This window comes from Thiohalocapsa sp. ML1 (assembly GCF_001469165.1).
Taxonomy (GTDB): domain Bacteria; phylum Pseudomonadota; class Gammaproteobacteria; order Chromatiales; family Chromatiaceae; genus Thiohalocapsa.
In genome coordinates, this window is record NZ_JABX01000036.1 from 52,657 (window position 1) to 67,267 (window position 14,611).

At 68.3% G+C, this 14,611-nt stretch carries 11 protein-coding genes and 1 pseudogene; 6 read left to right on the top strand and 6 right to left on the bottom strand.

All coding sequences use genetic code 11. The features are described from left to right. The first annotated feature begins 1 nt into the window (after position 1). The 6 genes from tmk (at position 2) to metG (ending at position 6,203) form a co-directional block, all read left to right on the top strand. On the top strand, positions 2 to 676 hold the full coding sequence (tmk, locus tag ML01_RS19620) for a dTMP kinase (protein WP_058557088.1): 675 nt from the start codon (positions 2 to 4) through the stop codon (positions 674 to 676). After that, positions 673 to 1,713: a DNA polymerase III subunit delta' gene (locus tag ML01_RS19625; RefSeq protein WP_058557089.1), complete on the top strand. Its 1,041-nt coding sequence runs from the start codon at positions 673 to 675 to the stop codon at positions 1,711 to 1,713. The genes tmk and ML01_RS19625 overlap by 4 nt, the downstream gene beginning before the upstream one ends. Before the next feature lie 9 nt (positions 1,714 to 1,722). Next, positions 1,723 to 2,082, top strand: coding sequence for a PilZ domain-containing protein (locus ML01_RS19630; RefSeq protein ID WP_058557090.1), 360 nt, complete (start codon positions 1,723 to 1,725; stop codon positions 2,080 to 2,082). Positions 2,083 to 2,188: 106 nt separating this feature from the next. After that, positions 2,189 to 2,965 carry a TatD family hydrolase gene (locus tag ML01_RS19635; RefSeq protein ID WP_058557091.1) on the top strand — a complete coding sequence of 259 codons (777 nt, stop codon included), beginning with the start codon at positions 2,189 to 2,191 and terminating at the stop codon, positions 2,963 to 2,965. A gap of 328 nt (positions 2,966 to 3,293) precedes the next feature. Beyond that, entirely contained in the window at positions 3,294 to 3,815 is a 522-nt protein-coding gene (locus ML01_RS19640) for an EF-hand domain-containing protein (RefSeq protein WP_058557092.1), read from the top strand. A 291-nt stretch (positions 3,816 to 4,106) separates the two neighbouring features. Then, complete coding sequence (gene metG / locus ML01_RS19645) at positions 4,107 to 6,203, top strand: methionine--tRNA ligase (RefSeq protein WP_058557093.1); 2,097 nt, start codon at positions 4,107 to 4,109, stop codon at positions 6,201 to 6,203. A gap of 120 nt (positions 6,204 to 6,323) precedes the next feature. On the opposite strand, the gene ML01_RS19650 is transcribed toward metG, so the two are convergent. From ML01_RS19650 to ML01_RS19675, 6 genes and pseudogenes are all read right to left on the bottom strand, one after another. Further along, positions 6,324 to 7,313: a DUF2333 family protein gene (locus tag ML01_RS19650; RefSeq protein ID WP_058557094.1), complete on the bottom strand. Its 990-nt coding sequence runs from the start codon at positions 7,311 to 7,313 to the stop codon at positions 6,324 to 6,326. A gap of 311 nt (positions 7,314 to 7,624) precedes the next feature. Then, positions 7,625 to 7,870: a hypothetical protein gene (locus ML01_RS29070; RefSeq protein ID WP_156427864.1), complete on the bottom strand. Its 246-nt coding sequence runs from the start codon at positions 7,868 to 7,870 to the stop codon at positions 7,625 to 7,627. 1,032 nt (positions 7,871 to 8,902) lie between these two features. Continuing rightward, positions 8,903 to 9,331, bottom strand: a complete 429-nt coding sequence (locus ML01_RS19660) for a hypothetical protein (RefSeq protein WP_156427865.1) — start codon at positions 9,329 to 9,331, stop codon at positions 8,903 to 8,905. Between the two features lie 29 nt (positions 9,332 to 9,360). After that, the gene (locus ML01_RS27670) at positions 9,361 to 10,365 is read right to left on the bottom strand and encodes a M35 family metallo-endopeptidase (protein ID WP_082674462.1); all 1,005 of its coding nucleotides are present in this window, start codon (positions 10,363 to 10,365) and stop codon (positions 9,361 to 9,363) included. Between the two features lie 360 nt (positions 10,366 to 10,725). Then, positions 10,726 to 11,148, bottom strand: a complete 423-nt coding sequence (locus ML01_RS19670) for an addiction module antidote protein (RefSeq protein ID WP_371258226.1) — start codon at positions 11,146 to 11,148, stop codon at positions 10,726 to 10,728. A gap of 92 nt (positions 11,149 to 11,240) precedes the next feature. Then, positions 11,241 to 14,611, bottom strand: a pseudogene (locus tag ML01_RS19675) (hypothetical protein); the annotation flags it as partial.

Sequence of the window (14,611 nt, forward strand, 5' to 3'; positions counted from 1 at the left end):
CATGTCGGCGCAGCCGCGGCGCGGGCGCTTCATCACGCTCGAAGGCATCGAAGGCGCCGGCAAGTCGACGCAGCGCGAGGCCGTCGCGGCCTGCGTGCGCGAGGCCGGGTGCGATGTCGTGCTGACGCGCGAGCCGGGCGGCACCGACATCGCCGAGCGCATTCGCGGCCTGCTGCTCGACCCAGCCAACGCCGGCATGCACGGCGACACCGAGCTGCTGTTGATGTTCGCGGCCCGTGCCGAGCATGTGCAACGGCTCATCCGCCCGGCGCTCGCGGCGGGCCGCTGGGTCGTCTGCGACCGGTTCACCGACGCAACCTACGCCTATCAGGGCGGCGGTCGCGGTGTGCCGACGGCGCGCATCGCGGCGCTGGAGCAACTGGTGCAGGATGAACTGCGGCCTGACCTGACGCTGTTGTTCGACCTGCCCGCCGCCATGGGCCTGGCGCGCGCGCGAGGCCGCTCGGCGCCGGATCGCTTCGAGCAGGAGCAGCAGGCCTTTCACGAGGCTGTCCGCGGCGCCTATCTCGCGCGCGCGCAACAGGAGCCCGCGCGCGTTGTGCGCATTGATGCCGCCCGTGAGCCGGCGCTCGTCGCTGCGTGCACGCGCGCCGTGATGCAGGACTACATCACGCGCATCAACCCCCTGCCGGACTCTGGCGCGGAGCCGGCATGATCCTGTCCGACCCCGTGCCGCTGGTGCCGCTGCCCTGGTTCGACGGACCCTGGCAATCGCTGGCGACCGCCATCCGCGGCGACCGGCTCGGCCACGCGCTGCTCATGACCGGGCCCGCCGGCATCGGCAAGCGGCAGTTTGCCGATCTGCTCGCCGCCGCGCTGCTGTGCGAGCGGCCCACCGCTGCGGGGCTGCCCTGCGCACAGTGCGCGGATTGCCATCTGCTCGCCGCCGGCAATCATCCCGACCTGACCCGGTTGGTGCCGGACGCGGAATCCAAGAGCCACGAGATCAAGGCGGATGCCGTGCGCGAGCTTTGCGCGAGCCAGGCCATGACCACCAGCCGCGGACGCCGCGCCGTGTTTCGCATCGCCCCCGCGGAGGCGATGAACCGAGTCGCCGCCAATGGGCTCTTGAAGACACTCGAGGAGCCGAGCGCATCGACCCTGATGCTATTGGTGTCCGAGACGCCCTCGGGCCTGCCGGCCACCGTCCGCAGCCGCTGCCAGCGCCTGCATCTGCGCCTCCCGAGCGCCGCGCAGGCGCTGCCATGGCTGCGCGAGCGCCTGCCGCAGGGGCTCGATCCGGAGCGCCTGCTCGCCATCGCTCACGGCGCGCCGCTGCGGGCGTTGGAGCTCGGCTCCGCGGAGCTTCTGGCCGCCCGCGAGGGCTGCCTCAAGGGCCTGAGTGATGTCGCGGCCGGTGCCGCCGATCCGCTCGGCGTTGCCCAGGCTTGGCAGTCACTAGACCCCGCACTAGTATTGGACTGGCTCGCGGGTTGGATCAGCGACGCGCTGCGCCTCGCCGCCGACGCGCAGGTGAAGCACCTGACCAATCCGGATCACCGCGACCGGCTGCGAGGCCTGGCCGCCCGGGTACCGCCGCAGCCCGGCCACCGGTATTTGCAACAGGTCTATGCCGCCCGGGCCGAGGCACTGTCCACGGTGAACAAGCAGCTCTTGTTCGAGGCGCTGCTGCTGCGCTGGGCGGCGCTGACCGCCGGCCGCGCGCAAGCGCCCAACCGCACCACCACTTGAGCCCCACGCATGGATCCCGATTCACTTCCCGCCGGCCGCCAGCGCATCCTGAGCCTCGCCATTAAGGACAAGGTGGCGTTGTACGCCGCCTACATGCCCTTCGTGCGCAATGGCGGGCTTTTCATCCCCACCAGCAAGCGCTACAGCCTGGGTGACGAGCTGTTCCTGCTGCTGCAACTGATGGACGAGAAAGAGCGCATTCCGGTGGCCGGCAACGTCGTCTGGATCACGCCCATCGGTGCCGAGGGCAATCGCCAGATCGGCGTCGGCATCCAGTTCAGCGATCAGGACAAGGGCGACGCGCGGCGCAAAATCGAGGAATACCTCGCCGGCAGCCTGGAAGCCGAGCGTCCGACCCATACGATGTAAATCCTGCCGGGCACGCCGACGCCCCGTGGCCCGATCCGGCTCCGGCGGGGCAAGCACGCGCGCCGCCCGGTCATCAGCAAAACATCCCAGCAACGGCGCCTGAGTCATGCTCATCGACTCCCACTGCCACCTTGACCGCGTCGACCTGACGCCCTACGGCGGCAGCTTTGCGGACCTCATGGCCGCCATCCGCGCCGCCGGGGTCGGCCACATGCTCTGCGTCTGCATCGACTTGGAGGGCTTCGAGGCGATGCGCGCGCGGGTCGCCGGCGAGCCGGACGTGTCCATCTCCGTCGGCGTGCACCCGAACGAGCAGGGCGCCCGCGACCCTGACGTCGAGGATCTGGTGCGCCTGGCCGCAACGAGCGGCGCCGTCGCCATCGGCGAGACCGGGCTCGATTATCACTACAACGACGGCGATCTCGACTGGCAGCGCGAACGCTTCCGCGTGCATATCGAGGCCGCACGGCAGAGTGGGCTCCCGCTCATCATCCACACCCGGGACGCCCGCGAGGACACCATCGCCGTCATGCGCGAGGCCGGCGCCGAGGCCGCGGGCGGCGTCATGCACTGCTTCACCGAGACTTGGGACATGGCGCGGCAGGCGCTGGACCTAGGCTTCTACATCTCCTTCTCCGGCATCATCACATTCAAGAACGCCGAGGCACTGCGCGACGTCGCGCGGCGCGTGCCGCAGGACCGGCTGCTCATCGAGACCGACTCGCCCTATCTTGCACCGGTGCCGCACCGCGGCAAGAAGAACGAGCCCCGCTTCGTGGCGCATGTCGCCGAGAAGATCGCGGAGTTGCGGGGCCTGTCGGTGCCGGCGGTGGCGGAGCTGACGGCGGAGAACCACTTTCGGCTGTTCGGTCGCCCGGCATAGCGTTTTGGGGTCAAGCTCTGCGTCGATCGCGCGCGCGGGGACAGGGCCAAGGGCCAAGGGCCAAGGTCGCCGACTCGGCGCCCGAGGGCGATGGGGCAGATGCCCCGAGCGGCGGGGCAGGTGACCCCGCCGCCGCGCCGCACACGACAAGCCACCTGCGGCCCCGCCGCGCCGTCCCTTGCTGGCACGGCCGATGCTTTTTCCGGGATAACAGGACGCAACAGGCGTCCCCGAAGCCGATTGCGCAGAGCGCCGTCGGCGTGCGGTCGGCTCCGCGCCTTCGATGCGATGGCGCCAGGGTGCCGGCCCGACAACCGGAGAAAACAGCATGCACACGCAATATCGCGAAGTTCTTGTGGCCGCGAGCGTCACGGCAGCGCTGCTGCTGCCGCTCGGCGCCCAGGCGCAACGCGGCGAGGGGGTCTACTACGCACCCCCGAGCTTCGAGGATATGGATCTCGACACCAACCAGATGCTTGACCCGTCCGAGGTCCAGGGCCGGTCGCCGCTGTCAGGACAGTGGGCGCGCTTCGATGTCAACCGCGACGGCCTCATCGACCGCGAGGAGTTCGCCGCCTTCCAGACCTTCGATCCGCCTCCGGGTGCTTCGCTGCCGCCGGCTGCGTCACCGCGGCTCGGCCCCGAGATCGGCGCACCGGGCTTCAACGAGCTCGACATCAGCGGCGACGGCGTGCTGTCGAAGGGCGAGGCGGGCGGGCGCAAGGGCCTGCTGGACGAGTTCTGGCAGGTAGACCAGGACGGCGACGGCGTCATCGACCGCTCCGAGTTCTCGGCCTTCGAGGAGCTTCCGGGCTCGACGGTACAGCCGGGGACAGAGCTGCGGCCCTGACGGGCGCACGAGCGGCGTTGGCGCGCCGCTCCTGCCCCCGCTTGCCCGGAGTGCCGCGGAGGGCTCCCTCGGCCCTCGGCCCTTAACCCCCGGGTGTCCTCGTCAAACTCGACTCGTCGGCACGCGGTTGGTGCCTTCAAGGAATCCGTCAAAGAACGCTGCTGCGGCAAGCCCCCGCCACCACCGCGCCGCCGCTTCCCCCGCCGTCCACCCTTCCCGGATAATGCCCGCTTTGCACGGGCCACCTTTTCCGCGGTTGCCCGGCGATCTGCAAGCCCTGCGCACCGCACCATGACCGCATCCGACCCCAGCCAGACCACCCGCCGCGACATCCTGATCACCAGCGCGCTCCCCTACGCCAACGGGCCGATCCACATCGGCCATCTCGTGGAATACATCCAGACGGACATCTGGGCGCGCTTCCAGAAGCTTCGCGGGCAGAACTGCTGGTACGTCTGTGCGGACGATGCCCACGGCACGCCGATCATGCTGAAGGCGCGCGCCGAGGGCATCACGCCGGAGGCGCTCATCGCGCGGGTCGCCCAAGAGCACAAGGCCGATTTCGCCGCCTTCCGCATCGGCTTCGACAACTATCACTCCACCCATTCGGAAGAGAACCGGTACTGCGCGACGCTGATTTATGAGCGCAACCGCGACAAGGGCCATGTCGAGTCGCGCACCATCGAGCAGGCCTTCGATCCGGTCGAGCAGATGTTCCTGCCGGACCGCTTCATCAAAGGCGAGTGCCCCAAGTGCGGCGCGGCCGATCAGTACGGCGACAACTGCGAGGCCTGCGGGGCGAGCTACTCGCCGGCGGAGCTGAAGAACCCGCGCTCGGTGGTCTCGGGTGCGGTGCCGGAACAGCGCGAGTCCGAGCATCTGTTCTTCCGGCTCGCCGACTTCGAGCCGATGCTGCGCGAATGGACCCGCGGCGGCGGCTTGCAGGCCCAGGTGGCGAACAAGCTCGATGAATGGTTCGACGCGGGCTTGAAGGGTTGGGACATCTCCCGCGACGCGCCGTATTTCGGCTTCGAGATCCCGGACCACCCCGGCAAGTTCTTCTACGTCTGGCTGGATGCGCCCATCGGCTACATGGCGAGCTTCAAGCAGCTCTGCGAGAGCGAGCGCGGGCGCGCCGCCGGGCTCGACTTCGACGCCTTTTGGGGCAAGGACAGTGCCGCCGAGCTGTATCACTTCATCGGCAAAGACATCATCTATTTTCATGCCCTGTTCTGGCCGGCGATGCTGCACGGTGCCGACTTCCGCACGCCGACGGCCGTCTTCGCCCACGGCTTTCTGACCGTGGACGGGCAGAAGATGTCCAAGTCCCGCGGCACCTTCATCAAGGCGCGCACCTACCTGGACCATCTGAATCCCGAGTACCTGCGCTACTACTTCGCGGCCAAGCTCGGCCCCGGGGTGGACGACATCGACCTCAGCCTGGACGACTTCCAGGCGCGCGTGAACGCGGACCTGGTGGGCAAAGTGGTCAACATCGCGAGCCGCACCGCGGGCTTCCTGACCAAGCGCGCCGGCGGCCGGCTCGCGGCGGAGCTTCCCGAGCCCGCGCTGTTCGAGGACTTCGTCGCCGCCGGGCAGTCCATCGCGGAGGCCTACGAGCGGCGCGAATTCAGCCGCGCCGTGCGCGAGATCATGGCCCTCGCCGACCGCGCGAATCAGTACATCGACGAGCAGGCGCCCTGGGTGGTCGCCAAGCAGGACGGCCAAGACGCCAAGCTCCAGGGCATCTGCACCGAAGGGCTGAACCTGTTCCGGCTCCTGATCGGCTGGCTCAAGCCCATCCTGCCCGGCACCGCCGAGGCCGCCGAGCGCTTTTTGCAGATCGAGCCGCTGACCTGGGCGGACCTCGCCACGCCGCTGCTCGATCACGCCATCGCCAAGTTCGAGCCGCTCATGGTCCGCGTGGAGCCGGCGCAGGTGGCCGCGGTGCTGGAGGCATCCAAGGAAGACCTCGCCGCGGCCGGGCAGCCGGCGGGCGGGCAGGGCGCCGATGCAGGCGCGGCAGCAGCCACTGACCATCTTGCAAAAGACCCCATCGCCGACACCATCGACTTCGAGACCTTTGCCAAGGTCGATCTGCGCATCGCCCGCATCGCCCGGGCGGCGCCGGTGGAGGGCGCCGACAAGCTGCTGCAACTGACGCTGGACCTAGGCGGCGAGACCCGCAACGTCTTCGCCGGCATCAGCAAGGCCTACGCCCCGGCGGACCTCGAAGGGCGGCTCACGGTCATGGTCGCGAATCTGGCACCGCGCAAGATGCGCTTCGGCGTGTCCGAGGGCATGGTGCTCGCCGCCGGGCCGGGCGGGAAGGACCTCTTCATTCTCAGCCCGGATGCCGGTGCCGAGCCCGGTATGAAGGTGAAATAGCGACGCCGAGACCAAGATCCGCCGGGAGCCGCGACTGGCACGCCGCGCTGGCGCGGCTCGGGCTGCGTCACGGCGCTGGAGCGCCGTGACGATCAGACAATCAGGCGGTGGCCTGCGCCGTCAGCGGGCAACGTCACCACCCGGCAGCGAGCGGGCGGCGTCGAGGATTGGGTCGAAGCTCGTGGACAGGATGGCCGCGATGTTGCGCGCATGGTTGACCAGCCAGAGGCTGTCGTCTTTGCCGTTCAGGACAATCGGCGGGTACAACTGCGACACCCGGTACAGCTCTTTGATGGCCTCGTCGAGCGCCACCAGCGCGTCCTCCTCGAAGTCCGACGCGTAGGCGGAACGCACGGCCGCAAGCGTGTCGGCGGCCACCGCCGAGGCGCAGATGGCCGAATACACCCGCTGGCGACGCTGCTCGGGCGGCACCGTGTCGGCGTCGTTCAGGCGCGAATAGATCTTGTCCATGGCGCCGTTCTGGCCACCCACCTCGGTGAGCAGCGCCGCCAGATCGTCCGAGCGCACGTTGCTTACGGCGTTGCCGGCGCGCAGGTCGCTGACATAATCGTCGAAGTCCTTGAAGCCGAGCTCGTACTCGTGCCGGGAGTCCGCCCCGCCGAGCCAGGAGAGGCCCCAGCGCCGCGGGTCATAGTTGAACTTCTTGGCGGCGTTGGTGAGCCGCGGGTCGTCCTGGGACGAGCCGCCGATGCGCGCGGTGCGGTCGGCGAAGACCTCGAAGATCTCCGTGGTCATGTACCAGATGCCGCCGGGCTCACCCTTGATGCCGGCCGCACAGGCCGCGTTGCGGTCGAAGAAGATCACCAGGTCGTTGGGAACCCAGTTGCCCTGGTCGTTCAGGCGGCGCCGAAACTGATACGTGATGGCCTCCGCCAGCAGGGCGCCCTTCTTGTCGCGGCTGAGGTCGGCGTTGGCCTTGTCCTGGAACCCCGGGTTGATGTCGGGCTTGTCCCATATCCAGAACAGGATGCCGATCCAGAGCGCCGCGATCAGCACCGGGATACCGATGGTCAGGCCCGACCAGAGCACGGTCTGCTTGGTGAGCCCGGCCAGGAGCCGCTTGATTGCGCTCTTGTTTGCTTCCGCCATGATTTAACCTCCATGGGTTTTCGGTGGCATCGGGGCCTGCCCTGCCGGCGAGCGCGCCGAAGCCGATCGCGTCGGCGATTGCCGGCGCAGGGTTTTCACGTCAGAGCCCGACCAGCCTACGCCGTTTGCGGCTGAATTTGGCGCCGCTGCGCTGGATGGGCGCCGTCGCTGCAAGCGCGCAATCCACTGCCGGCGGCGCAGATGTTAGCCGCCGCGGCGGCGGCTGTCGCGCGCCATACAGTCGAGCGATCCGCTGGCCGTTCGTCGAATCGCCCCGCCCGGGATGCGCCGACGCCCGTCCGACTCGCAGGCTAGGCCCGCTGCATCCCCGCGATCAGCGTCTCGTACGCCGGATAGGTTCGATTGCCCTGGCGCTGGCGTTCGTATACATCGGCGTTTTCGCCCAGCGCGCGGTCGATATCCATTACCGCCTCGGACAGGGGTTCCGCCTCGTCCACCTCGGGCGGCTCCGACGCAATGCGTGCGAGCAACTGCTCGCGGTCGGCGATCATGGAACCGATCGCCACGGTCAGTGTGCTTAGGGAGAGCTCGGGCATGGGCATCCGCCGGGGCTATGCGCTGGACTCGAAACGGCGGTAGTCGGCGCACCAGAAGCAGGTCCACCAGCAGGTCGATGTAGGTGGCGATCTCGTGGGCGAGTGTGGTGTTGCCGACCTGGCGCGGGCCGATGAGGGCGACCGCGGCCTGGCTTGCCAGGGCAGCTTCGATCTTTGAGCCAATGGCGCGAGGTATCATCATTGCCAATTAAAAGTGCCGCTTTAAATATGCAACGATAATCGCCGACATCGATTTTTTCACATACGACATTTTTTGGACTTTCGCGTCTCCCAAGCGCCGGGCTCTAGGCGTGCCGGTCTCCTGACCGGAACGCCCGGAGCCACGTCGCCCGTTCCCGACGGGCGACAATTGCAGGCGGGTGGGTGCGCTGATACTGGCCCAGCGCGCCGGCGGCGGCTGTCTGTTCATCCATTGCGCGACACCGCTCCCGCGGTCGCGCCTCAAAGGGCGCTTTGCGCCCCGGGGCAGTGATGCGCGGGAACGGCGAAGGGCCTTGATCATAACTCCGGCCACGCGGTCGCGCCGACTGCGTAGTCAGGCCATCCTGGCCTGACGCCACCAGGGCTGGAAGCCCTGGCTACGTGCGGAGCCCGCGGCGCGGGCCGGGATAACGATCAAGGCCCGGCGAAGACTCGGCAGCGAAGCACCCCGCCCGTCGCCGAGCTGGAGCCGGGCCGGAGAGCCGACCTCCCGGTCGGCTCCCCAGTCGCGACACCAGTGCATTGCATCCCGCTCTGGCGCCGTGTTGACCTGGAGGTCAACGCTCCAGTCCCCTCGACAACGACGAAACTCCGGTCTCGGGATTCGGGTAGCGAAGCACTAACGAGGCTTCGCCTCAGACCGACGAGTCGTGCTCCTCGCTATCGCTATCGGAATCGGTTGGCACTCGGTTCGATTTCGATAGCGATCCCGACGCCCCGCTCGGAACTTGACTCATCTGCAAACATTCGGCACCGCCAAGCAATCTAGTGAGGCAGAGCCTCCGAGCTACAGGTCGCGGATAGAGTGGGTTAGCGTTTGCTGACCTGCTGCGTCTTCAGATCGACATCGTAAACCTCTTCACGCTCGTTGGTCACAATGAGCTTGCTGCCCCACCAGGACAAATTCATTTTCTTGATGAGCACGTCCTGAACGTCTTTCTCTTCGTCCGGATCGTATTGCGTTTCGTAGACGACCAGGGTCCACTTCTCTTCGCCCGTGGATTCGTCTATCGCGGCGATGATGCCGCCGTTTTGCTCGAACCCGCGGGCGCGGGCGCCGCGCAACACCTCGTAACGAATACCGCCTTTCGAGACTGGATCGGCAATAAAGCCTCTGCGCTTGGGTTTTTCCATCGCTTTTACCTCGTTGGCCATTACGCCCTGGTTCGAGGGCGGCTCAACGGCCTCGCTCGCGCTCAAAAACCAGGGAATAGCAAGAATAATAAGAGCTTTATGCATGCTTGCAGGCTTCCGCGCCGCAAATACGATTACACCAGGGTATTGTTCAGGGTGCCTTTGGACAGGGCGCCCACGACGTCGGCAGCGAAATAAGCCCAGCTATCCGCGTTCTTGAGGGCTTGGTCGCTGGTGAATCCTGGTCCGGGCTTGAGTCCCTCGTAGTCGTATTTGATGTCGTCGGTCGAGACGAGTTTGTGCGACAGCTCGTGAATCACCGTCAAGGCGCATAGCCATAACTTGGGAATGTTGCCGAACCAGTCTCGCCGGCCGGTTTTCAGGAAAAGCTGGTAGATGTAAATGACCGGCATACTGTCGCCGGCGTTGACCGAGGCAAAGGTGGAATCATAATCACCACTGGCGCGCAGGTGCGGGCGATCGGCAAAAATCACGGCATTGGAGTTGCAACTTGCGGTGATCTTGCGGAATCCCGCGGCCAGCTTGGCGATGGTCACATCCAAATCGCCGCTGCTGCCGTCGAGAAACCAACGCTCGACCTTGGCCCGCACGTCGTCTTTCCTGCCGCCCAATGCCACTTCGACGTCTGCACTCCATTTTCTCGCCAATTGCACGGATTCGGACATCATCTTGCGGTTGCCGCCGCCGAAGACTTCCAGCTCGTCTTTCAAATCAACTTTTAAGCTGTCAGCGGATTTGCCGCTGAGAACATCGAATACCCATTTCCCATAGGCCGTCGGGTGATCAACGACCCATATGCTTTGGCCGCCCGCTTTTGATACCAGATAGAAATGGTACATGGACTTGAGCAGCGCCGCGCGGTCTTGAAATCCGTTTTTGCCTGGTTGGGCGCCGGCCACTATCGCTTCGGCCCGTGCATTACTCCGAAACAGGGTCCAACTCGCGGCGCTATCGACTCTTTCTCGGAGTTTGTCCAACACGTCCGCATCCGCAACCGACGGGCCATTGGCTTCCAGCAGAGACTTGAGGCCGCTCTCTATGTCCTTCCAGTCCGCGGCGAGGGCTTTGACTTGGCAAAGTTGCCGACATTTATTGTAAACCTCTGTGTATACGTTCATTCTCTCAATCTCGCGACGTCTTATAAGGTCCGACTGAACTGCGCGCAATCTTATAGTCGGGCTATGGTCGTGGCAATTGACGGATAGGAAACCCCCAGCCACACGGAGCGTCCAGGTTGGCTCGGGAGATGACGATAGCGGGGGCGCGATGTGTGGTCAACAACGTTCAGCGCGGCTGACGGGCGTCGTGGGGTGGTGCAGGCGCGCGCATTCCGGGGTGCTGGGGCGCGCATCTGCGGTAGTGCGCCGCCGGGAGACGAGGGGGGCTGCACCGTTTCTGATCAAGGGCCCTTCCTGCGCCGGCGCAATGGGGCAGTTTGTCTATGCCCGCGGGGCCGATCGCGGCGCTTAGGGGGGAACCTAATCCGTTTCGCCCTCGGCAACGCGCAACGGTTGCGCCACCAGCTTCACGCCCAAGGCATGACAAACGCGGTTGATGGTGTCGAAGCGCGGTTGCGACTCGGGGCGCAACGCCTGGTAGAGCGCCTCGCGCGCCAAGCCCGTCGCCTTCGCGATCTCTGTCATGCCGCGAGCGCGGTCGACGGTACCGAGCGCCTGCGCCAGGGCGGCGGGGTCGTCTTCTTCCAGCACGACCGTCAGATACTCGGCGATCGCTTGATCGTCGTCCAGGTACTCGGTGACATCGAGCTCGGGCAGATCGGCGATGCGGATTCTTTCGCTCATGCTTAATTCCTTGTGGTCAAGTCGTCCTTGATGTTCCGCAGCCAGGCCGAGAACGCCAGCGTTTGCTTGATGGTGAACATTGAGCTGGATCGTAATCAACCGATTACAAGTGCGCAACCGGAGCTTCGGGCGGCTCGGCGGTATCCCGGCTTGGGCCGACCAAGCCTCGGCGCCCGCGCCCGCCCGCCGATTCAACCCAGCTCCGCCGCGAGCAGACGCGCCGGCTCCTCTGCCTGCACCTGCTCGCGCCACAAGGGCACCTGCCAGAAGTACCGCCCGTCGGAGCGGCCGATGATGAAGGCGATCTCGAGCCGCGTCAGCGACGCCTTGATCGCCTCCGGGCTCGCCGGCGCTCGCGTAGGGTCCGCTGTGCGGACCGCCGCGACCCCGATGTCCGCTGCGCAGACCGCCCCCGCCCCGATGCCATCCAACACATCCAGCACCTCCGCAAAGCTGAAGTCCTCCCGCTCCACCAGCGCATAACAGATGATCCGGTCCAGCCGCGCCGCGGCCGGGTCCGTGGTCAGCTCCGACCAGGCATCCAGGGCGCTGCGCAGCGCCCGGCTGTCCATGGCCCGTTCGAGGTCGGCCTCGCCCAAGGTGCGGGTCGCGAGCCTCGTCTCCTTCAGCATCTCGTTGCACAGGATCGCGATCAGGTTCGCGCGCCGGCCGGTGGCGGCCACCATGCGCTCCACCAGCGCGTCCGCGGCCAGGCGCAGGTTCAGCGCCGCCAGCGGCTCCCGGATCAGCGCCCGGCAGGCGTCCGGCTCCAGCGCGCCGACGGTCAGCGTCTCGGCGAAGTTCTTGATGGGCGAGTGATACTCCAGGCTCGCGCTGCGGTAGAGCTGCCAGAAGCCGGCCAGGATGAAGTGGCAGCGCCCCGCGTCGCTGTAGGAGCGGAACGCGTTCAGGCAGGCGTAGGGCGCGCCGCGAGCCTCCCCGAGCACGCCCGCCGCGTCCCGGGCGACGAAGACATCCGCCTCGTCCAGCAGCAGCAGCCGGCGCCGGCCGGGCGCCACGTCGCCGACGGCCTTCAGCACCCGTTGCACGCCCGTGTCCACCGGCAGCCCCAGCGCCAGCGCGAGCTGCGGGATCGGGTCCAGCCCCAGCGAGGCATAGCGGCAGTCCACCGCGGGGTCCTTCGCATAGCGCCTTTGAAGTGCCAGCAGCAGGCTGGACTTGCCGAGCTGGCGCCCGCCCACCAGCAGGTAATTGGCCGGCTCGCGGTGCTGGATGTGGCTCAGGAGCTGGTCGCGGCCGAAGAAGACGGCCTCCTTCTGCACGCCGCCGCCGGTCTGGTAGGGCGAGATGCGGGCGACCTTCACGTAGTCGGCGATGAGCCGGGACAGCGCCTCCAGCGGCTGCGGCGCCAGCAGCAGCGCCGACAGCTCGCCGTCGTCCGGTGCCACCCACCAGTTGCCCTCGGAGCGGCAGCGGCGCGACAGCCGCGCGCGCTGCTCGGGATTGGCGCCCAGCAGCAGGCAGACCCGCTCGCCCACCGGCCGCAGCGCGTCCAGCACCTGCTCATCGCCCCAGTCCGCCGGCGGCAGCGCCACCGGGCAGAGGCCGTCCACCAGGTTCAGCGGAAAGTCCTCCGGCAGGGTGAGGTCGAACCGCGCCATCCGCGCGCCGTCGCCCAGGCCCTCGCGGCGCTGCCAGTGTGCGGCCAAGCGACCCGCGAGCCAGCGCACCCGCGCCTCGGCGCTCAACCCGTCGAAGGCCAGCGCCCGCTCCAGCCAGTCCCGATGGATGCCGGCGCCGGCGAGCAGCCCCTTCAGCCGGCGCGTGCTGCTGAGCAGCCGCTTGGCGCGGGGCAGGGTGCCGAGCCCCAGGCCCGCCAGCGCCGCCGGCTCCGCGGCCAGCCGGCGGGTGAGGGGATGGGTGAACTCGCGCACAAAGAAGAGCCCGAGCGCCGTGAGCCCGGCGACGAGCGCCAACAGCGGCAGCGCCGGGACGGGTAGGGCGGCCTGCTGTGTCGGCGGGGCCAGGATCGCGATGGGCAGGTCCCGGAAGGTCCAGCGGTGCACGGGCCAGACCGTGTCGTCGACGGTCAGGGTCAGGCGGGTGTCGGGCCCGAGCTTGACGGGACTGCTTAGACCGAAGGCAACCGCGATGCGGTCACGGATCGCGAAAGCCAGCGGGATGCTGTCGCCGGCCGGTACCTCTGCAACTTCGACCGTGTCCAGTTCCAGGGTATCCGCCGGCGCGGCGAGTCCGGTCAGGGTCGCGCGGACCCGGGCGTCCCGGAGGGCTTGGCCGCCGTTGTTGCGCAGGCGCAGGTTCAACGTGCGGCTTTCCGGACTCTTGGTCGGTCCCTCGGTAATGGCCAGCTCTGGCACCTGCCCCTCCACCTGCACCTGGAGCGGGATCGGCTCACCCTGGTCCATCCGCACCGCGAAGTCCAGCCGCGCCTCGGCGCCGGCCGGATGGCCGCGGTCAGGGTCATAGCGCGGCGCGTAGGAGACCCGGGCCACCAGGGTCTCGGAGGCGCCCGCGCCCAGCTTCGGCAGGGCCGGCGAGGGCCAGAGCACGAAGCCGTCCCGCGTCGGCTGCCCCGGCACCAGTTGAATCCAGTACACCGGCTCCGTGCCGGGGTTGCGGACCTGCACCTTGATCTCCGCGAGCACGCCGTTCGGCACCGCCACCGGCTGCCGGAGATCGGCCGCGGCTGCGGCCTCCAGCGTCGCCAGCGCGGCGCGGCGCGGGAGCGGCAGGGGCTCCAGCCGCGGCGTGCCGGGGCGGCGGAAGACCAGCGAGCCGTCGTCATGGCGGCGACACCGAAGGCCCCCGGTGCTCCGCAGGCAACCGATCCATTGCTCGCCGCGGGTCACGAACCAGCCCAGCAGATCGCCGCCGGCGGCATCCCACAGCCGCACCGTGCCGTCGCGCTGCCCAGCGCTCGCGAGCCGCGCCCCGGCCGGGTCCCAGGCCACCGACCGGAGCGAGCCGCCATGGCCGCTCAGGCGCGCCAGCTCGGCGCCCGCCGCCGCGTCCCACAGCCGCACCGTGCCGTCGTGTCCGGCGCTCGCGAGCCGCGCCCCGGCCGGGTCCCAGGCCACTGACCGGACCGAGCCGTCATGGCCGCTCAGGCGCGCCAGCTCGGTGCCCGCCGCCGCATCCCACAGCCGCACCGTGCCATCGGACCCGGCGCTCGCGAGCCGCGCCCCCGCCGGGTCCCAGGCCACCGACAAGACCCCACCAAACAACCCCCACGGGTCCGAGGCCAACCACACGAGCGCACCGAACAAGCCCCAAGCAACCAACCCAGCCTCATGGCCGCTCAGGCGCGCCTGCTCAGTGCCCGCGACCGCATCCCACAACCGCACGGTGCCATCGGACCCGGCGCTCGCGAGCCGCGCCCCCGCCGGGTCCCAGGCCACCGACAAGACCCGGCCGTTATGGCCGCTCAGGCGCGCCAGCTCGGTGCCCGCCGCCGCATCCCAGAGCCGCACGGTGCCGTCGTCCCCGGCGCTCGCGAGCAGCGCCCCCGCCGGGTCCCAGGCCACCGACCAGACCTTGCCGCCATGGCCGCTCAGGCGCGCCTGCTCCGTGCCCGCCGCCG

Bases quoted from the DNA above. Each gene is read 5' to 3' on its own strand.
- tmk (WP_058557088.1), top strand. From the start codon at position 2: ATGTCGGCGCAGCCGCGGCGCGGGCGCTTCATCACGCTCGAAGGCATC.
- ML01_RS19625 (WP_058557089.1), top strand. From the start codon at position 673: ATGATCCTGTCCGACCCCGTGCCGCTGGTGCCGCTGCCCTGGTTCGAC.
- ML01_RS19630 (WP_058557090.1), top strand. From the start codon at position 1,723: ATGGATCCCGATTCACTTCCCGCCGGCCGCCAGCGCATCCTGAGCCTC.
- ML01_RS19635 (WP_058557091.1), top strand. From the start codon at position 2,189: ATGCTCATCGACTCCCACTGCCACCTTGACCGCGTCGACCTGACGCCC.
- ML01_RS19640 (WP_058557092.1), top strand. From the start codon at position 3,294: ATGCACACGCAATATCGCGAAGTTCTTGTGGCCGCGAGCGTCACGGCA.
- metG (WP_058557093.1), top strand. From the start codon at position 4,107: ATGACCGCATCCGACCCCAGCCAGACCACCCGCCGCGACATCCTGATC.
- ML01_RS19650 (WP_058557094.1), bottom strand. From the start codon at position 7,313: ATGGCGGAAGCAAACAAGAGCGCAATCAAGCGGCTCCTGGCCGGGCTC.
- ML01_RS29070 (WP_156427864.1), bottom strand. From the start codon at position 7,870: ATGCCCGAGCTCTCCCTAAGCACACTGACCGTGGCGATCGGTTCCATG.
- ML01_RS19660 (WP_156427865.1), bottom strand. From the start codon at position 9,331: ATGCATAAAGCTCTTATTATTCTTGCTATTCCCTGGTTTTTGAGCGCG.
- ML01_RS27670 (WP_082674462.1), bottom strand. From the start codon at position 10,365: ATGAACGTATACACAGAGGTTTACAATAAATGTCGGCAACTTTGCCAA.